The organism is Streptomyces sp. NBC_00569 (assembly GCF_036345255.1).
Taxonomy (GTDB): domain Bacteria; phylum Actinomycetota; class Actinomycetes; order Streptomycetales; family Streptomycetaceae; genus Streptomyces.
In genome coordinates this window covers 8,027,718-8,047,071 of record NZ_CP107783.1, presented here as the reverse complement: position 1 = coordinate 8,047,071, position 19,354 = coordinate 8,027,718, and the positions used below count along the sequence as shown (strand labels likewise).

Here is a 19,354-nt window from a genome sequence, read left to right as displayed (position 1 = left end):
GGGTGTCACACGTAGCGGCCCTCGAACCAGGCGCGGACGGCCAAGGTGTGGAGGGGGAAGGCGAGTTCGGCCGGGCGGCGCAGGAGGTGCCAGCCTTCCGTCTCGTCCGTGACGGCGGGCTCGGGCAGTTCGGCGGCCGGGCGTTCCGGCAGGAGGCCGAACAGGAGCAGGTGTCCGTCGGGTGAGCTCATCGCGTCGGCGAGGCGTACGTCGCGGCTCGCCGCCTCGATGCCCGTCTCCTCCTTGAGCTCACGGACGACGGCGTCGCGCCAGTCCTCCCTGTGGTCGACGAACCCGCCGGGCAGGGCGACTCCCCCGCGGGCGGGGGCGATGGTCCGAGTGATCACGACGAGAGCGGAACCACGGCTGTCGTAGACGGCCTGGAGGGCGACCGCGACCGGCAGGGGGTTGCGGTAGCTCACATCGGCGCAGGCCGGGCACGTGCGCGGCCATCCCGAGACGTCGGGTCCGTAGGCGGTTCCACAGCTCGAACAGTGGGAATCCGGAACGGGGTTGGTTATGTGGTGGGGTGCTGACACGCCGCGGACTGTATCCGATCGCGAAGCGTGGCTCTTCCCTGGCCACCATTGATCCTGATAGATGCAGGGTTCATGACACGAACCGCAACTGCCCTACGCAGAATCGCCGTCACCGCCGCCGCCGCGCTCCTGTGGACGGCCAGCGCTCCCGGCGCCGCCCAGGCGAAGCCCGAGCCCAAGGCGCCCCAGCAGTTCGTGGCGCTGCGGGACGTCGACCCGACGATCATCCAGGAGATCCGCTACATCACTGCGCACAACTTCGTCGGGGCGCCCGTCGACGGCTACGAGAAGCCGATGTGTATCCTCACCGAGCCTGCCGCGAAGGCGCTCCACAAGGCGCAGGCCGGGCTCCTGAAGCGGGGCTACTCGCTGAAGGTGTACGACTGCTACCGGCCGCAGCGGGCGGTCGACCACTTCGTGCGCTGGGCCAAGGACCTCGACGACCAGCGGATGAAGGCGGAGTTTTATCCGCAGGTCGACAAGACGCGGCTGTTCACGGACGGTTACATCGCGGAGAAGTCCGGGCACAGCCGCGGCTCCACACTCGATCTGACGGTCGTGAAGCTGCCGGCGCTGCCCACGCGCGCGTACGTGTCCGGTGAGCGGCTGGCACCCTGCTACGGGCCGAAGAAGGAGCGCTTCCCCGACAACTCGGTGGACATGGGCACGGGCTTCGACTGCTTCGACACGCTCGCCCACACCGACGATCCACGGATCAAGGGGGCGCAGCGCGCGAACCGTGACCTCCTGCGGGACGCCCTGGCCGCGCAGGGGTTCGTGAACCTGCCCGAGGAGTGGTGGCACTTCACGTACAAGCCGGAGCTCTTCCCGGACACGTACTTCGACTTCCCCATCTCGCGGCGTTCCCTGAGTGGCCGGCCCATGGCACACTTCTGACGGTCCATCAGATCTGCTGGCGTTCTGGTGGCGTCGTCGGATCCAGCGCGGGAGGGGCCTTGTCGCGTACGCGTACACCTGTCGTGGCCGATTGGTTCACCGGGGAGGGAGAGGACTTCCGGCTGCTCGGCACGCGATGCTCGGCCTGCGCCTCGGTCTTCTTCCCCCGCGAGGACACCTTCTGCCGCAACCCCGGCTGCGCCGGAGGGGAGCTGGCCTCCTTGCCGCTCTCCCGGCGCGGCCGCGTCTGGTCGTACACGGACAGCCGGTACCGGCCTCCGGCACCGTACGTGTCCGATCCGGAACTTCCCTGGCAGCCCTACACGTTGATCGCTGTGGAGCTGGAGGCGGAGCGCCTGGTGGTGCTCGGGCAGGCGGTTCCCGGGGTCTCCGTGGCCGACCTGGAGGTTGGCATGGAGGTGGAGGTCGTGCCCGGCGTGCTCGACGAGGACGGGGACACGACCTGGACGACGTGGCACTGGCGGCCGACGGGGGTGGCGGCATGACGGACGACGTGGCGGTGCTCGGCGCGGGCATGCACCCCTGGGGCAAGTGGGGGCGCGGCTTCGTCGAGTACGGGACGGTGGCGGCGCGGGCGGCGCTCGCCGACGCGGGCGTCGACTGGCGCGACGTGGACTCCGTCGTGGGCGCGGACACGGTGCGGGGCGGATACCCGGGCTACGTGGCGGGCGCGACGTTCGCGAAGGCTCTCGGCTGGCAGGGCGCGCGGGTCGCGAGCGTGTACGCGGCGTGCGCCTCGGGAGCCCAGGCGGTCAACGCGGCGCGTACGCAGATCCTCGCGGGGCTCGCCGACGTCGTGCTCGTGGTGGGTGCCGACGCCGCGCCCAAGGGGTTCTTCCGTCCCGCGGGCGGGGACCGGCACGACGATCCGGACTGGCTGCGGTTCCGGGTGCTCGGCGCGACCAATCCCGCGTACTTCGGTCTGTACGCGCGCCGGCGCATGGCCGTGCACGGGGACACGCTGGAGGACTTCGCGCAGGTCAAGGTGAAGAACGCGGCAGCGGGCGCGCTCAATCCGAACGCCCGGTACCGCAAGACGGTGACTGCCGAGGAGGTGGCCGCGTCGGCGGTCGTCGCCGATCCCCTGCGACTCCTGGACATCTGTGCCACGTCCGACGGGGCGGCCGCGCTCGTGCTGTGCGGCATGGACTTCGCGCGCAAGCACGGAGTGCGCAATCCGGTGCGGATCCGCGCGGTGTCGACGGTCACGCCGACGTATCCGAACACCGTGCTCGACCTCCCTGACATCGCCACCGACTCGGCCGCGGTCGTCGAGCCGGACGGCGTCCCCTTCCGCGCCTCGATCGCGCGGGCGGCGTACGAGGAAGCCGGGATCGGCCCCGAAGACCTCTCCCTCGCCGAGGTGTACGACCTGTCGACCGCTCTGGAGCTCCAGTGGTACGAGGATCTGGGGCTGTGCGACGAGGGCGAGGCGGCGAAGCTGTTGAGGGAGGGCGCGACGGCTCCCGGCGGGCGCATACCCGTGAACGCCAGTGGCGGCCTCGCGTCCTTCGGAGAGGCGGTCCCCGCGCAGGCCATCGCCCAGGTCTGCGAGCTGACGTGGCAGCTGCGCGGTACAGCGGGCGCCCGACAGGTGGCGGACGCGCGCGTGGGGATCACGGCGAATCAGGGACTGTTCGGCCACGGCTCGTCCGTCGTCGCGGTCCGCTGACCGGCGCCCGCCGGGAGAACCGTACGCTGCGTGTTCGGCCGGAAAGGGTGCGTGAACAGCTCGTGAACTGCGCCTGGGTGCGCGCCGGGGGCGCCATCATGCTTCCGTGCCTTCCTGGACGGACGCTCTCCGTTTCGCCTTCCAGCCGGTCGTCAATCTGACGACCGGAGCCGTGGCGGCCCTGGAGATACTCGCCCGTCCGGAAGTCGGCGACGTGTTGGCGCAGGCCCGGCGCGACCCCGAACTCGACGGCCGTCTGGCCGCGTTGGCGGTGCGCTCGGCGGCACAGCGGGAGACGCTGCTGCCGCTGCACGTCAATGTGTTCGCCGGGACGGTGGCGGATCTGGGGGGCCTCGCCGCGCTGCGGGACGCCGTCCGGGACGTGGGGCGGCTGCCCTGGGAAGTGACGGTCGACATCGGTCCCCCGTTCACCCACGTGCCGCACCGGGCGCTCCTGGAGGGGGTCACGGCCCTGCGCGACGAGGGCTTCCGGGTCTGCGCGGACGGCGTCGGTGACGGCGATCTGCCGCTGCGGCTCCTGGTCGACCTGGCGCCGGACCTCGTGAAGCTCGATTCGTCGCTGCTGTCGCGTCCCGCCTCGGTGAGTGCGATGCGGACGCTGTGCGAGGGACTGGGCGCGCTGCTGGCCGTCGAGGGCGTGGAGACGGAGTTGCAGTGCGGCGCCGCTCGGGACGCCGGGGCGCAGCTGGCACAGGGCGAGCTGTTCGCGCCGCCGTCGCGGCTGCCGGCGGCCGATGTGTACGTGCCGGCGCTCACTCCCCCGGTGGCGGCGCCGCCGCCTTCCGGGCCGCCCGTGCGCCAGTTCGTGCGGCCCGCCGCGCTGCTGCCCGCTTCGGCCTCGGCAGGGCGGGTACGCGCGCTGCTCACCGGGTCGCCCGACGTGTCCGGCGTGCTCCTGGTGGACTCGGCGGGCGCACCGGTGCGGTCGGTGCAGCGGGACCGCTTCCTGTTGTCGCTCTCGGGCCGCTACGGGCATGCGCTCTACGCCGACCGGCCGGCCGCCCGCCACGGTGACCGGCCACGCACGGTGGGCGTGGACGCCACCGCCTGGGAGGTCCTCGACGTACTCGCGGACGGCGAGCGCAGCCGTACGGCCGACGATGTCGCGGTCGTCGACAAGCGGGGGCGCTGCGTGGGCATCGTGCGACTCGCCGATCTCGTGCGCGCGCTGGCCGAGAGCCGCGTCGAGGAGGCGGCCGCGCTCAATCCGCTGACGCGACTGCCCGGTTCGGACTCGATCACGGGCGAGGTGGACCGGCGGATCGCGCAGGGGCGGGGGTTCGCCCTGAGCTGGCTCGACATCGACGGGTTCAAGCAGGTCAACGACGGTGCGGGGTTCGCCGCGGGTGATGATCTGATCCGTGAGGTGGGCAGGTCCCTGGAGCGGGCCGCGTCGGGCACGACCAGGGTGGGGCACATCGGGGGCGACGACTTCCTGGTCCTGGCCGATCCGGACGGGCTCGATCCGCTGGCGGCCGCGGTGCTCGACGTGCCGTGGGCGGCGGGAGGGCGGCCCGTCACGCTGTCGCTCGCGACGGTGCTGTGCGCGGCGGGCAGCGTCGCCGACCACCGGCAGGCGGCCGCGTCGCTGGCGCCGCTCAAGCAGGCCGCCAAGGCGCTGCCGGGGGCCAGTTGGGTCATCGGGCGGTCGGGCACTCCGGGGCACGAGGTACGGAGGGGTGTGCTGTCGGGGGCGGCCCCTGTGGCCGGGGCCGCATGGACGGGGACCGGGCCGCGCGCGGAAGCGGAATCGGGCCGGGCAGCCGCGGGATGACGCGGTCGCGGACCGTGCGTTCGGGCGCCGACAACCGTTCCCGTCCGCGACCTTGACGCTCCATCACCGCCGGTGAACACTTCCGGGTGTCAGTCGGCATCGCCGCACGTCGTCCCACCGCCGCTCAGGGCCCCTGCCTGTCCGTCGGGCTCCTCCTGTCGCGTTCGGGCAGGTCAGGGCCTTCCCCGACCGGCGAAACGAGTGATCCGACTGAGCGGGAACGCCTGTCGCGGGCGCATTGCGGGGCGCGGGAAACCCCGCCGTCGGCCGTTGCAGCCAGAGCCGTCCGGAACCAGCCATGGAAAACGCACCCTGCACTGAGGACCGGGGCGTATCGCTCCGGGCGAGGGCCTAGGAGCCGCCATGAGCAATGGAGACATCTTCGTCGGTGAGGTCATCGGGACCGCGATCCTGATTCTGTTCGGCGCGGGCGTGTGCGCCGCGGTCACGCTCAAACATTCCAAGGCGAGAGCCTCGGGATGGGTCGTCATCGCGTTCGGGTGGGGCTTCGGCGTGCTGGCCGGCGCGTACACCGCCGCGCCGCTGTCGGGAGGCCAGCTCAACCCGGCGGTGACGATCGGCATCGCCGTGGACACCGGCAAGTGGGACAAGGTCTGGGTCTATCTGCTCGGTCAGATGGTCGGCGCGATGCTGGGCGCCGTGCTGGCCTATCTCGTCTATCTGGCCCAGTTCAACGCCAACGTCGCGTCGGGGTCCGGCGAGGGCGAAGCGGACGACGACGGGCCCACTCCGACACTCGGGATCTTCTCCACGATCCCCGAGATCAACAACCCCGTGGCCAACCTGATCACCGAGATCATCGCGACGATCGCCCTCGTGCTGCCCATCCTCGCGTTCGGGCTCACCAAGGGACTCGGGGAGTCCGGTACGACGGCACTCGTCGTGGCCTTCCTGGTCGTCGGGATCGGCCTCTCGCTCGGTGGGCCCACCGGGTACGCCATCAACCCGGCGCGCGACCTCGGTCCGCGCATCGTGCACTCGTTCCTGCCGATCCCCAACAAGGGCACATCCGGCTGGGGTTACGCCATCATCCCGGTGGCCGGGCCGCTGATCGGCGGCTTGCTGGCGGGGCTCATCTACAACGCGGCGTTCTGACCGCGGCCACGCCGCCACCACGTCGCTTTCGAGTCCCCGCGCGCGGGGACCTCAGACGAAGACGAAGGGGAGTCACATGCCCGACAACGATGTGAAGTACGTCGCCGCCATCGACCAGGGCACCACGTCGAGCCGTTGCATCATCTTCAACCACGGCGGGGAGATCGTCGCCGTCGACCAGCGCGAGCACCGGCAGATCTTCCCGAAGCCCGGCTGGGTGGAGCACGACGCCACCGAGATCTGGTCCAAGGTGCAGGCCGTGGTCGCCGGCGCGCTCGCCAAGGCCGGGCTGCGCGCCGACGACCTGAGCGCGCTCGGCATCACCAACCAGCGGGAGACGACGGTCCTCTGGGACCGGGCCACGGGCCGGCCCGTGCACAACGCGATCGTGTGGCAGGACACCCGTACGTCGGCCCTGTGCAACGAACTGGGCGGCACGGACGGGCAGGACCGGTTCCGCGAGCAGACCGGTCTGCCGCTCGCGAGCTACTTCTCCGGCCCCAAGGCGGCCTGGCTGCTCGACAACGTACCGGGGCTGCGTGCCCGCGCCGAGCGGGGCGAGATCGCGTTCGGCACCATCGACTCCTGGCTCATCTGGAACCTGACCGGCGGCACGGACGGCGGCGTGCACGTCACCGACGTCACCAACGCCGGTCGCACCATGCTGATGAACCTGGAGACGCTCCAGTGGGACCAGGGGATCCTGTCGGCGATGAACGTGCCGGAGGCGGTGCTTCCGGAGATCAGGTCGTCGGCCGAGGTCTACGGGACGGCCGTCGGCCAGCTCTCCGGGGTACCGGTCGCGTCCGCGCTCGGCGACCAGCAGGCCGCGATCTTCGGACAGGCCTGCTACGACACGGGGACGGCCAAGAACACGTACGGCACGGGCAGTTTCCTGCTGCTCAACACCGGGAACCGGCCCGTCCCCTCGAAGCACGGGCTGCTCACCACGATGGGGTACAAGATCGGCTCCGAGGCGCCGGTGTACTGCCTCGAAGGGTCGATCGCGATCACCGGCGCCCTGGTGCAGTGGTTCCGCGACCAGCTCGGGATCATCCGCACGGCCGACGAGATCGAGACGCTCGCGGCGAGTGTGAGCGACAACGGCGGCGCCTACATCGTGCCGGCGTTCTCGGGTCTGTTCGCGCCGTACTGGCGCTCGGACGCGCGCGGTGTCGTCACGGGGCTGACGCGGTACGTCACCAAGGCCCATCTGGCGCGGGCCGTCCTGGAGGCGACGAGCTGGCAGACGCGCGAGGTCGTCGACGCGATGTACCAGGACTCCGGCGTCCAGATCACGACGCTGAAGGTCGACGGCGGCATGACCAAGAACAATCTCCTGATGCAGCATCAGGCGGATGTCCTCGGAGTGCCGGTGATCCGGCCGCGGGTGTCGGAGACGACGTGCCTGGGCGCCGCGTACGCGGCCGGGCTCGCGACGGGGGTGTGGAACGACCTGGACGAGCTCAAGGCGCACTGGCAGCGCGACGCGGAGTGGACGCCGGCCATGGACGGCGCGACGCGTGAGCGCGAGTACCGCAACTGGCGCAAGGCCGTGGAGAAGAGCTTCGGCTGGCACGACGACGAGGCGTGAGCGTCGGCGCGCGCCTCTGGTGACTGGCGCGTGGTCCTGGTGAGGGCCACGCGCGCGTGGACGACGGTCCGCACCCCGGTCGGCGAGGGTGCGGGCCGTTCCCGTGTCCTCCGTCGGCGCCCGGGCGGTTCAGGTGGTGGCCGGCTGGCGGCGGCGCGCGCCCACGGTCATCGCGTGCTCGACGACGCCGATGAGGACCTCCTTGACGGTCTCCTTCTCGCGCGCGTCGCACAGCAGGACAGGCACGTCGGAGTCGAGGTCGAGGGCCTGGCGTACGGCGTCGGCCGGGTAACGGGCCGATCCGTCGAAGCAGTTGACGCCCACGACGAACGGTATGGAGCGCCGCTCGAAGTAGTCGACGGCGGCGAAGCAGTCCTCCAGGCGGCGGGTGTCGGCGAGGACGACGGCACCCAGAGCGCCGGTCGCCAGCTCGTCCCACAGGAACCAGAAACGGTCCTGCCCGGGGGTGCCGAAGAGGTAGAGCACCAGGTCCTCGCGGAGCGTGATCCGGCCGAAGTCCATGGCGACCGTGGTGGTGCGCTTGCCCTCGACGCCCCGGGTGTCGTCGAGCGGGCGGCCCGCCTCGCTGAGCAGCTCCTCGGTGCGCAGGGGCTTGATCTCGCTGACCGCGCCGACGAGCGTCGTCTTGCCCACGCCGAATCCGCCGGCCACGAGGATCTTGAGCGTGACGGGCTCCACGGGGGGCTTGCCGCGCTCAGAACGCCCGAAGATCATGGGTCTCTTCTCCTGCCTCACTGCTGTCGCTGTGGTCGTTCCCGGCGGGCGGCGGCGGACCGTATCCGCCGCCTCCGGGGGTTTCGATGACAAGTACGTCGCCGGGGAGCACGTCCGCCGAGTCGCTGCCGGCGAGCCGGTCGACCGTGCCGTCGGGGTGCTCCACGGAGTTGGCGCCCAGGGCCCCCGACCCGCCGCCCGCCATGCCGTACGGCGGGACCCTGCGGTGCTGCGAGAGCGTGGACACGGTCATGGGTTCGAGGAAGCGGAGGCGGCGTACGGCGCCGTCGCCGCCGCTCCACCGTCCAGGGCCCCCGCTGCCGCGCCGCACGGCGAACTCCTCGAGCAGGACGGGCAGTCGCCACTCGAGGACCTCGGGGTCGGTCAGCCGCGAGTTGGTCATGTGGGTCTGCACGACGGGCGCTCCGTGGAAGCCGTCGCCGGCTCCGGAGCCCGAGGCCACGGTCTCGTAGTACTGGTGGCTCTCGTTGCCGAAGGTCACGTTGTTCATCGTCCCGGAGCCCTCGGCCTGGACGCCCAGGGCCGCGTAGAGGGCGCCGGTGATGGCCTGGGAGGTCTCCACGTTGCCGGCGACGACTGCGGCGGGCGGCTCGGGGGCGAGGAACGAGCCGGGCGGGACGACGATGCGCAAGGGGCGCAGGCAGCCGTCGTTGAGGGGGATGTCGTCGTCCACGAGGGTCCGGAAGACGTACAGGACGGCCGCGTTGACGACGGCGTAGGGCGCGTTGAAGTTGGTGGCAAGCTGTGGTGACGTGCCGGTGAAGTCGACCGTCGCGCCGCGCTGTTCGCGGTCCACGGTGACCCGGACGCGGATCACGGCGCCCGAGTCGGTCTCGTAGGCGAACTCGCCGTCCTGCAGTGCGTCGACGACGCGGCGCACCGCTTCCTCCGCGTTGTCCTGGACGTGCTTCATGTACGCCTGGACGACGTCGAGCCCGAAGTGGTCGATCATGCGGGCGACTTCGTCGACGCCCTTCTGGTTGGCGGCGATCTGGGCACGCAGGTCGGCGAGGTTGGTCCGCGGGTTGCGCGACGGGTACGGGCCGCCGGTGAGCAGGCCCAGGGTCTCCGTCTCGCGGAAGCGGCCCCCTTCGACGAGCAGCCAGTTGTCGAAGAGGATGCCTTCCTCTTCGATGGTGCGGCTGCCCGCGGGCATGGAGCCGGGGGCGATGCCGCCGATCTCCGCGTGGTGGCCGCGCGAGGCGACGTAGAACAGGATCCGCTCACTCTCCGTGTCGAAGACCGGGGTGATGACGGTGACGTCGGGGAGGTGGGTGCCCCCGTGGTAAGGGTCGTTGACGGCGTATGAGTCCCCCGGCCGCATGCGCGTGCCGCGCCGGCGGATGACCTCCTTGACGCTGGTGCCCATGGATCCCAGGTGGACGGGGATGTGGGGGGCGTTCGCGACGAGGCTGCCGTCGGGGTCGAAGAGGGCGCAGGAGAAGTCGAGGCGTTCCTTGATGTTGACCGACTGGGAGGTGGACTCCAGGCGGGCGCCCATCTGTTCGGCGATCGACATGAAGAGGTTGTTGAAGACTTCGAGGAGTACGGGGTCGGCCGCCGTGCCGATGTCGGAACTCTCCGTGACCGCCGCACGTTCCATGATCAGGTGGCCGTCGTCCGTCACAGCCGCTCGCCAGCCGTCGTCCACGACCGTCGTGGAGCCGGACTCGGCGATGATCGCGGGTCCGGTGACGCTCTCGCCGGGCGGCAGTGCGTCGCGTCGGTGCAGGGGCACGTCGCGCCAGGTGCCGCCGGTGTGGAGGCTGACGGTCTCCGGAGCGGCGGGGGTGGCCGAGCGGGGTACGAGGGCGGACAGATCGGGGGGTGCGGTGAGGCCGGTTGCTTCGACGGAGAGAGCTTCGACGACGAGAGGGCGGTCGAGGGTGAAGGAGTAGGTGGCGCGATGGCGCTTTTCGAAGGAGGCGCGCATCGTGTCGGGGTCGGTGAGTTCCACGGTGAGCGTGGTGTCGGTCCCGTCATAGCGCAGTTGGGCCCGGCGGGTGACGCGGATACGGTCCTCGGGCACGTCCTCGGCGAGAAGTTCGGCGCGGGCGGTGCTCTCCAGGTCGTCGGCGGTCTTGTGGACGTGCGGCATGGCGGACGGTTCGAGCGGTGCCTCGACGGACTGCTCGCGCATGGCGGTCGTGTCGGCGAGGCCGATGCCGAGGGCGGACAGGACTCCGGCCATGGGCGGCACGAGGACGGTGCGGATGCCGAGCGAGTCGGCGACCCTGCACGCGTGCTGGCCACCGGCTCCGCCGAACGTGGTGAGGGCGTAGCGGGTGACGTCGTGGCCCTTCTGGACGGAGATCCGCTTCACGGCGTTCGCGATGTTGGCGACGGCGATCTGCAGATAGCCCTCGGCGACCTGTTCCGGGGCGCGGTCGTCGCCGGTGCGGTCGCGGATCTCGCGGGCCAGCGCGGCGAAGCGGTCCCGGACGAGGGTGTGGTCCAGAGGCTGATCCCCGTCGGGGCCGAACACCGCGGGGAAATGAGCGGGTTGGATGCGCCCGAGGGCCACGTTCGCGTCGGTGACGGTGAGCGGGCCGCCGCCGCGGTAGCAGGCGGGTCCCGGGTCGGCGCCCGCGGAGTCGGGGCCCACGCGGTAACGGCTGCCGTCGAAGTGGAGGACGGACCCGCCGCCGGCCGCGACGGTGTGGATGTCGAGCATGGGGGCGCGCAGGCGCACGCCGGCGATCTGCGTGGTGAAGACGCGCTCGTACTCCCCCGCGTAGTGCGACACGTCCGTGGACGTACCGCCCATGTCGAAGCCGATGACCCGGTCGAAGCCGGCGAGGCGGGACACCCGGGCCATGCCGACGATGCCACCGGCGGGTCCGGACAGGATGGCGTCCTTGCCGCGGAACTGGCCGGCCTCGGTGAGCCCACCGTTGGACTGCATGAACATCAGGCGCACGCCGGCGAGTTGGTCCGCCACCCGCTGGACGTAGCGGCGAAGGACCGGCGACAGGTAGGCGTCGACGACCGTCGTGTCGCCGCGCGGCACGAGCTTCATCAGGGGGCTGACCTCGCTGGAGAGCGAGATCTGCGGGAAGCCGATCCGGGCCGCGAGGGCGCCGATCCGCCGCTCGTGGTCGGGGTACAGATGGCTGTGCATGCAGACGACGGCCAGGGCCCTGATCCCGTCTTCGTACGCCTGACGCAGCGACACTTCGAGTGCGTCCGTGTCGAGGGGGGTGAGGACGGCGCCGTGGGCGTCGACGCGCTCGTCGACTTCGATGACCCGTTCATGGAGCGGTTCGGGCAGTTCGATGCGGCGCGCGAAGATGCGGGGCCTGTTCTGGTACGCGATGCGCAGGGCGTCGCGAAAGCCCCGGGTGACCACGAGGGCGGTGCGTTCGCCCTTGCGTTCCAGGAGGGCGTTGGTGGCGACGGTGGTGCCCATGCGGACGGAGTCGACGCGGGCGTGCCCCGACTCGCCCTCGCTGTCGAGGAGTTCACCGATCGCGGCGACGGCGGGGTCCCGGTAGCGGGCGGGGTTGTCGGACAGGAGCTTGTGGGTGAGCAGGCGTCCGTCGGGGTGGCGGGCGACGACATCGGTGAACGTGCCGCCTCGGTCGATCCAGAACTGCCAGCCTGTCACGCGCGTCTCCGTTGTTCGCCCCGCTGCTCGCCTGGTCCCCACCCCCGTGTGTGGCCTCGGTGTACGCGTGGGTCAGAGCGCCCTGAGACCGTTGATCACGTCGCGCAGAATACTCTCGTCCGGGAGCTCGGCAGGGGGTACGGGCCGGGTCACATGGACGAGTTCCTCGTCGACGAGATCTCCGATGAGGACGCGTACGACGCCGATCGGAAGGTCGAGTTCCGCGGCGAGTTCGGCCACCGACTGAGGGCTGTCGCGGCACAGCCCGACGATGTCCACGTGCTCCGGGGACAGCGTCTGGTCGGCGGCGGGGTCGCCGGTGCGGTGTTCCGCGACGACGACCGCGATCAGGTCGAGACGATGCTGGGCCGCGCTGGTGGTGCGGCCGCGTGTCATGGCGTACGGGCGAACCACCGGTCCGGCGTCGTCGTCGAACCAGTGGTGCGTCTCCTGCGTCCCCTCCCCGTCAGGACTCATACCGGCCCACTACCCGCCGGCGGACAGATCGGTGCGCGGCGCGGTCCCCAGATGCACGCCGACCCGCTTGACCAGCAAGGTCATCTCGTACGCGACGAGACCGACGTCGGAGTCCGAGTCCGACAGGACGGCGAGACAGCTGCCGTCGCCGGCGGCCGTGACGAAGAGGAAGGCGTCGTCCAGCTCCACGACGGTCTGGCGGACGCTGCCCGCCTCGAAGTGCCGGCCGACCCCCTTGGCCAGGCTGTGGAAGCCGGAGGCGACGGCGGCGAGGTGCTCGCTGTCCTCCCGGGTGAGGTCCTTGGAGACCCCGGTCGGGAGGCCGTCCCCGGACAGCACGAGCGCCTTGCGGATACTGGCGACGCGCTCCACCAGGTCGTCCAGGAGCCAGTTCAGCTCCCCGGAACCGCCGTTCGCGGTGGTGTGTGCGGCGGCCTTCGGTGCGGTCATCGACCGTCCCCCTCAGATGTCGTTCCTTGTGCTGTGCCGTCGGAGGCGTCGTCGCCTGCGGCGTTCTCCTCGCGGCCGCGGCGCCAGCCCCGCTGGAGCGAGGCCATCCTGTTGCGGACCTCGTCGGCGTCGCGCTCGGCGGGGCTGTCCGAGTGGTTGGGCCCCTCCCGGCCTGCGACGCGGTCGGCGCGCAGGTCGGGTCCTTCCTTGAGCTGCGGGGCGAGATTGGCCTGCCGTACACGACGGGGCAGACCACTCGGCGCGCTCGGCGCGGGGGCGTCGGCGGCCGGGGCGGGCGCGGGGTCGCGCACCGGCTCCGGGCGACGTGCGGGAGTCGCGTCCTCCGGGACCTCGGCACGGGCGCGCCGGCGCGGCAGGTCCGGCGCGGGCGCCGACATGAGGCGGCGCTCGCGGGGTCCGTCCGGGGCTTGCGGACGGTACGTGTCCCCGGGGGTGTCCGGGGTCGCGGTCATGGGCTCGGACGGGACGCCGCCCGGGGTCTCGGGCTGTGCGTCTGCGCGGAGGTTGTCCGGCTCCGGCTCTCCGGGCCTCGTGTGGGTGACGGGCCTGCCGTGCGAGCTGACGAGCTTGGGCGCCCTGCGGCGCGGCAGCGGCACGGGCGCTTCATCGGCGTCGGGGCCTGCGGGTCCACCGGCGCGACGGGACGGCTCGGGCCGGTTCTCGAACTCGTCGTGCGCGTGCTGGTGCTGCTCTCCGGGAAGCGCGGCCGGGCGGCGGCGCGGCCGGAAGAGCCCGCCCCGCTCGCTGTCCTCGTCGTCGAGAGCGCCGGGGAAGGGCTCGAGGTCCGACGCCGCCAGAGGCGCCTCCAGCTCCACGGGCCCGTCCAGGAGAGAGGCGGGAAGGCCCGGGAGCGGACTGCCCGCCGTGGAGAGCTTGGGAGAGCGCACGCCGGGGCCCTCGCCGCGCCGGGGGCTGTTCGGACGGTCGAGACGGAAGCCGGCGCCCTCGGTGTCGGGGGCGTCGGTGAGCAGGGTGTCCGGGATGAAGACGACCGCGGTCGTACCGCCGTACGGGGACGGCTGGAGCGAGACGCGGACGTTCTGGCGCTGGGCGAGCCGGCTGACCACGAAGAGGCCGAGCCGGTCGGTGTCGGAGAGTTCGAACTCGGGCGTCTCGGCCAGCCGCAGATTGGCGTCGAGCAGCGCGTCGGCCGCCATGCCGAGGCCCCGGTCGTGGATCTCCAGGGTGAAGCCGTTCGCGACACGCTCGCCGATGACGTGCACCGCGGTGTGCGGCGGCGAGAACACCGTGGCGTTCTCCAGGAGTTCGGCCACGAGATGGGTGAGGTCGGCGACCGCGGGGCCGGTGACCGCCAGGCGCGGCAGGCGCCGGACCTCGATGCGCTCGTAGTCCTCCACCTCGGCGACCGAGGCCCGGACGATGTCCATGAGCTGGACGGGCCTGCGCCACTGCCGGGAAGGAGCGGCCCCGGAGAGGATCACCAGGCCCTCCGCGTGGCGCCGCATGCGGGTGGTCAGGTGGTCGAGGCGGAACAGGTCGGCGAGTTCGTCGGTGTCCTCGGTCCTGCGCTCCATCGTGTCGAGAAGGGTGAGCTGCTTGTGGAGGAGCACCTGGCTGCGCCGGGCGAGGTTGACGAAGACCTCGGAGACGCCGTGGCGCAGTTCGGCCTGTTTCACGGCCGCCTCGACAGCTGAGCGCTGAAGCGTGTTGAGGGCCTGACCGACCTGCCCGATCTCGTTCTTGTCGTACTCCAGGCGGGGGGCCTCGGTCTCCACATCGACGCGTTCGCCGGCCGCGAGGCGGCGCATCACGCTGGGCAGCCGGACACCGGAGGCCTCGTGGGCCTCCAGGCGCAGCCGCCGCAGGTCGCGGACGAGGCCGCGGCCGATGCGTACGGACAGGAACAGCGAGAGCAGGACCGCGAGCAGACCGAGCACACCGGCGGCTCCGGCCTGCAGGAAGACATTGATCGCGACCGGGCGCGCCCGGTCCTGGTAGCGCTCCGTGGCGGCGGTGTCGCGCTTGACCAGCTCGTCGAGCACCTGGCCCGAAGCGTCGTTCCAGGCACGTGCGGTGACGCCCCTCGGCGCGCCGGCCGAGGAGTCGGCGAGTGTGTTCTCCGCCGTGCGCAGGGCCGCCGTGTCGGCGCTCTTCCAGTAGCGCTCGAACTCCGCGCGGTCGTCGTCGGGGAGCAGCGCGAGGCTGGTGTCGTACAGGATGCCGCGCTGGGCGACGAGGTCGGAGACCTGACGCAGTTCCTTGTGCGTGATCCTGCGGGCGACGAGCGCCGAGCCGACCAACGCGTCCTCGCGGGACAGCAGTTCACGCGCGCGCAGCACGCCGATGACGGCGCGGCCCTGGCGGTCCATCTTCGAGTTGTCGAAGGAGCTGAGCGTGAGCAGGAAGTCGTACGTCGGGTCGATGAGGCGGTTGTAGAAGTCGAGGGCCTGCGCGCGGGTGACGGTTCCTTCGTCGACGTTGCGGCGCAGGGACTCGATGCCGTCGAATCCCTCGACGACGGTGGACATGCGGCGCCGGGAGTCGTCGCTCATGTCGTCGCGGATCCCGGAGTTCTCGGCCTTCGCCTTGATCTGGGCCATCGCCTCGTCGGAGGCACTGCGGCGGCTGCGCAGCTTGGAGAGGGCATCGGAGGCCCGTGGGTCGGCCAGATAGACAAGGGTCTGACGGCGCTCTTCCTGAAGGGTCCGGCCGGCGTCGGCTATCGGGTAGCCGATCTCGTCCGCGACCCTCCCCGCCGACAGCAGTTGCGTCGCGGCGCGGCCCGTGATCACCGTGGAGAAAGCCCAGATGGCGGTCAGGGACACCAGCGGCACCAGGAGCAACGCCACGATCTTCCGGCGGATGGACTTCCCGCGAAAGCGCATGGCCTCCCCCAGATCGACCCCTGCGGTCAGGGGTACACATGTGCGGCAACAAACGGCGCGAGCCTACTACTGACGCAGGTGCAACTCGAAGGGCTGTCCGGATGCTGTCCGGTGGCAGGTGGAGTGGGTCGTCAGCATGTGTCCGGGCATTGCGGGAGATTACATCCCGCAAAGTGGCGCTCCGAATCCGGCACCATCCGGTCTGACACGGACGGCAGTTGGCCGGAATCGATCGATCTTCGGCGGGGCGGAAGTGACCACCGCAATCCGGGGGAATCTTTCGACGCCGCCGTACGTCCTTCCTTACGGGTCATACGTGATGAGGCCCGCGCGAGGCGAGCGGGCAGCGTAAAGCGGCGCAATCCGGGCAGCCATCGAAGAGCCCCGATACGGGAGCACTCAGGGCGGCGGGCTGTGACGGCGGTGGGGAGACGAACTGATGGGCACGGCAGAGCGGCGCGGGGAGTTGTGGGTCGAGGAGCCGGCGGGCCGGCGCCGGATGCCTGATCCGGTGCGGACGGCGGCGGTACGGGCGGTGCTCATAGTCGCGCTGACCCTGATGCAGGCGGTGATCGCGTTCCTGTGCACCTTCGCCGACTCATGGCTGGCGTTCCCGATGGTGCTGAGCAGCGTGGGGAGCACGGTCGCGGCGACCTGGGGCGTGCTGGATGTCTGGGTGACCCGACAGGTGTGGAACCAGCGCAACGGCGTGGTGTCCGCGCCCAACAGCACGGCACGGCAGCTGCGCAGGGAGCGTCGCCAGGCCCGCCGGCAGGCACGGGCGCAGGGCCGTCCGGCCCCGGAACGCATACGGAGGCGTGGCGGGGCCGGACAGTTGACGCATACGTAGGTGCGTGCGGACGGCGCGTCAGTAGTTGGGTGTGCCTGCTTGCCTCTGCATACATCTGTATGCGTCCGCATGGGCAGGTGGGAGTGGGATCGGTGGCGGTTGCGTAGCGCTGGGACAGGTGTCGGCTAGCTACGCGCGCCCGAGGCGAGAGCCACCGTCACCGCGACACCCTCACAGCGCCACCGGCTCCGCGACGCTCTGCACGACCGGTCGCGCCTCGGCCCGTGCCAGCTCCCGGCGCACCCGTGTGAACGGCCGCGGCCGGTCCACCGCGAGCGCGGCCGTGGTCACTCCCGCGCGCTCGTAGAGTGCGAGGAAACTCCCGTCCTCCACGGCGCCTTCGACGACGCGGACCAGGTCCCCGTCCTTCCTGCGCCCGGCGAACTGGATGCGCGAGCCGTACTGGTCCGACCAGAAATACGGCAGCGGCCGCACGGTCTCGACGGCGCGGCCCGCCAGCAGATTGCGTACGGCGACCCGCGGCTGCGCCGTGGCGCTCGTCCAGTGCTCGGCCCGCGCCCCGCCCACGCGGGCCACGTCGCCCACCGCCACGACCTGGGGCAGCGCCGTGACGCAGCCGTCGTCGCAGAGCACGCCGTCGTGCAGCGCGAGCGTCGAACCGGCGAGCCAGCCCGTGTTGGGTACGGCACCGATGCCGACGACGACCACGTCGGCGGGCAGCACGCGCCCGTCGGCGAGCTCCACGCCGTGGACAGTGCTGTCGCCGTGCAGTGCCGCGACCCCGACGCCCGTGACCAGTTCCGCCCCGCCGCGTGCGTGGAGCCCCGCGCACACCGCGGCCATCTCCGGCCCGAGTTGGGGCAGGAGCGGCAGCGGCGCCGCCTCCACGACGGTGACGGAGTGACCGAGCGCCGCGCAGGAGGACGCCGTCTCGGCGCCGATGAACCCACCGCCGATCACGACCACGCGCCGCGGCCCGCGCAGGAGTTCGGCACGCAGGGAGCGCGCGTCGTCCAGGGTCCTGAGCGTGTGCACGCCGGTGAGGGCGGGGCCGGGGAGCCGGCGGGCGCTCGCCCCGGTGGCGATGACGACCCCGTCCGTGGACACCGTGCGGCCGTCCTCCAGGAGGACGGTGCGACCGCGCGCGTCGAGCCCGCGGGCCCGCACGCCGAACATCCACTCGGCGCCCAGTTCCAGCGTCTCGTCGACGTCGGACAGGGCGAGCTGTTCCTCGCCGGCCTTCCCGAGGAGGAAGTCCTTGGACAGCGGCGGGCGGTCGTAGGGACGGTGCGGCTCCTCGCCCACGATGACGAGCCGCCCGTCGAAGCCCTGGGCCCGCAGCTCACGGGCGGCGTACAGCCCGGCGAGCGAGGCGCCCACCACGGTCACGGTCCTCATGCCGGATCCCGTCCTCATTCCGTTGACAGTGCTCATGCGGCGGAACCTTCCTCGGCGGCAGGATGGACGTGGACCACGCCGTCGTCGACCGTCACCCGGTGGGTGCGTACGGGGCGGCGGGCGGGCAGGCAGGTCGGCCGCCCGGTGCGGAGATCGAATGAAGCCTCGTGAAGAGGGCATTCGACCAGACAGCCCTCCACCCAGCCCTCCGACAGGGAGGCGTCCTGGTGGGTGCAGGTGTCGTCGATGGCGTACAGCTCACCGTCAGCATGGAAGACGGCGATGGGCGGTGCTGTGTCGATGCGGACGGATCCGCCCTCGGGGAGGTCTTCAAGGCGGCAGACGGGTATCACGGGCCCCCCTCTTGGTCCAGGGCTGTCTGACTCAGGACTGTTCGGTAACATGGCGTTCCGCATGGCGCACGAGGGAGCGCTATGCGCAACAGAATCCGGTCGAGGTGCCCGCCGCGTCAAGGGCTTCTCGAAGATGCGACCCGCCAAGGGGTCGCCAGGTGGTGAGAGTTGAGTGATGACCCGCAAGGAATCGCAGGCTGAACCAGGCACGACGACACCGGAGAAGACCCCGAAGGGCGCGGCCGCCTCCGTCCAGTCCGTGGACCGCGCGGTGAGCGTCCTCGAGATCCTCGCCCGGCACGGCGAGGCGGGCGTCACCGAGATCGCCGACGAGCTGGACGTGCACAAGTCCACCGCCTTCCGACTGCTCGGAGTGCTGGAGAACCGGGGCCTGGTCGGGCAGGCCAAGGACCGCGGCAAGTACTACCTGGGGGCGGGTGTACTGCACCTCGCGGGGGCGGCGGCAGTGCGCCTGGACATCTCGCAGGAGGGCGTGCCCGTCTGCCGCGAACTGGCCGACGAGCTGGGCGAGACGGTCAACATCGCGATCCTCGACGACGATGTCGCCGTCAACATCATGCAGGCGCGCGGCTCCGCCTCCGTCACGGCGCAGAACTGGCTGGGCAGACGCACTCCCCTGCACGCCACATCGAGCGGCAAGGTACTGCTCGCCCACCTGCCGTCCGCGCTGCGCGAGGGACTGCTCGCCCGCCCGCTGGCGCGCTTCACCCCGCACACGGCGACCGGGGCGGTGTCGCTGCGGGCCGAGCTGGAGGCCGTGCTCGACCAGGGGTACGCCGTCGCCGTGGAGGAGTTGGAGGTGGGCCTCGCCGCGGTCGCGGCCCCCGTGTTCGCCCACGACGGAAAGGTCATCGGCGCGATCAGCGCGTCGGGTCCCGTGTACCGGCTGACCGAGGAACACCTCCCCGAGCTGGCCAAACGCACCGTCGCGGCTTCGACCGAACTGTCGCGCCGGATGGGATACGGCTTCTAGCACGACT

The 19,354-nt window shown here is 71.4% G+C and carries 15 protein-coding genes and 1 pseudogene; 8 read left to right on the top strand and 8 right to left on the bottom strand.

Annotation, left to right across the window (positions count from 1 at the left end):
• Positions 1 to 5 precede the first annotated feature (5 nt).
• Positions 6 to 539: an NUDIX domain-containing protein gene (locus tag OHO83_RS36225; protein WP_266668223.1), complete on the bottom strand. Its 534-nt coding sequence runs from the start codon at positions 537 to 539 to the stop codon at positions 6 to 8.
• Positions 540 to 611: 72 nt separating this feature from the next.
• On the opposite strand from OHO83_RS36225, the gene OHO83_RS36220 reads away from it, so the two are divergent.
• From OHO83_RS36220 to glpK, 6 genes are all read left to right on the top strand, one after another.
• Positions 612 to 1,436, top strand: coding sequence for a M15 family metallopeptidase (locus OHO83_RS36220; RefSeq protein ID WP_330280315.1), 825 nt, complete (start codon positions 612 to 614; stop codon positions 1,434 to 1,436).
• A gap of 59 nt (positions 1,437 to 1,495) precedes the next feature.
• A complete protein-coding gene (locus tag OHO83_RS36215; RefSeq protein WP_330280314.1) occupies positions 1,496 to 1,942 on the top strand; it encodes a Zn-ribbon domain-containing OB-fold protein in 447 nt (148 codons plus the stop codon).
• Complete coding sequence (locus tag OHO83_RS36210; protein ID WP_266668228.1) at positions 1,939 to 3,129, top strand: lipid-transfer protein; 1,191 nt, start codon at positions 1,939 to 1,941, stop codon at positions 3,127 to 3,129. The genes OHO83_RS36215 and OHO83_RS36210 overlap by 4 nt, the downstream gene beginning before the upstream one ends.
• Positions 3,130 to 3,235: 106 nt before the next feature.
• Complete coding sequence (locus OHO83_RS36205) at positions 3,236 to 4,924, top strand: GGDEF domain-containing protein (protein WP_330280313.1); 1,689 nt, start codon at positions 3,236 to 3,238, stop codon at positions 4,922 to 4,924.
• 363 nt (positions 4,925 to 5,287) lie between these two features.
• Complete coding sequence (locus tag OHO83_RS36200; RefSeq protein ID WP_329436149.1) at positions 5,288 to 6,040, top strand: MIP/aquaporin family protein; 753 nt, start codon at positions 5,288 to 5,290, stop codon at positions 6,038 to 6,040.
• 76 nt (positions 6,041 to 6,116) lie between these two features.
• Positions 6,117 to 7,634 (top strand): glycerol kinase GlpK, encoded by a 1,518-nt coding sequence (gene glpK / locus OHO83_RS36195; protein ID WP_266668234.1) that lies wholly within the window; start codon positions 6,117 to 6,119, stop codon positions 7,632 to 7,634.
• A 129-nt stretch (positions 7,635 to 7,763) separates the two neighbouring features.
• On the opposite strand, the gene OHO83_RS36190 is transcribed toward glpK, so the two are convergent.
• The 5 genes from OHO83_RS36190 to OHO83_RS36170 all read right to left on the bottom strand — a co-directional run bounded on the left by OHO83_RS36190 (position 7,764) and on the right by OHO83_RS36170 (position 15,791).
• A complete protein-coding gene (locus tag OHO83_RS36190; protein ID WP_329436146.1) occupies positions 7,764 to 8,369 on the bottom strand; it encodes a GTP-binding protein in 606 nt (201 codons plus the stop codon).
• Positions 8,350 to 11,997, bottom strand: a complete 3,648-nt coding sequence (locus OHO83_RS36185; protein WP_330280312.1) for a hydantoinase B/oxoprolinase family protein — start codon at positions 11,995 to 11,997, stop codon at positions 8,350 to 8,352. Before OHO83_RS36185 ends, OHO83_RS36190 begins: the two co-directional genes overlap by 20 nt.
• 72 nt (positions 11,998 to 12,069) lie before the next feature.
• Entirely contained in the window at positions 12,070 to 12,474 is a 405-nt protein-coding gene (locus OHO83_RS36180) for a DUF742 domain-containing protein (RefSeq protein WP_266566735.1), read from the bottom strand.
• Positions 12,475 to 12,483: 9 nt separating this feature from the next.
• Positions 12,484 to 12,924: a roadblock/LC7 domain-containing protein gene (locus tag OHO83_RS36175; protein WP_266668242.1), complete on the bottom strand. Its 441-nt coding sequence runs from the start codon at positions 12,922 to 12,924 to the stop codon at positions 12,484 to 12,486.
• Positions 12,921 to 15,791, bottom strand: coding sequence for a sensor histidine kinase (locus tag OHO83_RS36170; RefSeq protein WP_330280311.1), 2,871 nt, complete (start codon positions 15,789 to 15,791; stop codon positions 12,921 to 12,923). Before OHO83_RS36170 ends, OHO83_RS36175 begins: the two co-directional genes overlap by 4 nt.
• Before the next feature lie 466 nt (positions 15,792 to 16,257).
• Here OHO83_RS36170 and OHO83_RS36165 point away from each other — a divergent pair.
• Positions 16,258 to 16,641, top strand: a pseudogene (locus OHO83_RS36165) (hypothetical protein); the annotation flags it as partial.
• A gap of 171 nt (positions 16,642 to 16,812) precedes the next feature.
• Here OHO83_RS36165 and OHO83_RS36160 read toward each other — a convergent pair.
• Together OHO83_RS36160 and OHO83_RS36155 are read right to left on the bottom strand one after the other, a co-directional pair.
• A complete protein-coding gene (locus OHO83_RS36160; RefSeq protein ID WP_329436141.1) occupies positions 16,813 to 18,000 on the bottom strand; it encodes an NAD(P)/FAD-dependent oxidoreductase in 1,188 nt (395 codons plus the stop codon).
• Between the two features lie 32 nt (positions 18,001 to 18,032).
• Complete coding sequence (locus OHO83_RS36155; protein WP_266668246.1) at positions 18,033 to 18,353, bottom strand: bifunctional 3-phenylpropionate/cinnamic acid dioxygenase ferredoxin subunit; 321 nt, start codon at positions 18,351 to 18,353, stop codon at positions 18,033 to 18,035.
• Positions 18,354 to 18,528: 175 nt separating this feature from the next.
• On the opposite strand from OHO83_RS36155, the gene OHO83_RS36150 reads away from it, so the two are divergent.
• The gene (locus tag OHO83_RS36150; RefSeq protein ID WP_266668248.1) at positions 18,529 to 19,347 is read left to right on the top strand and encodes an IclR family transcriptional regulator; all 819 of its coding nucleotides are present in this window, start codon (positions 18,529 to 18,531) and stop codon (positions 19,345 to 19,347) included.
• Positions 19,348 to 19,354 lie beyond the last annotated feature (7 nt).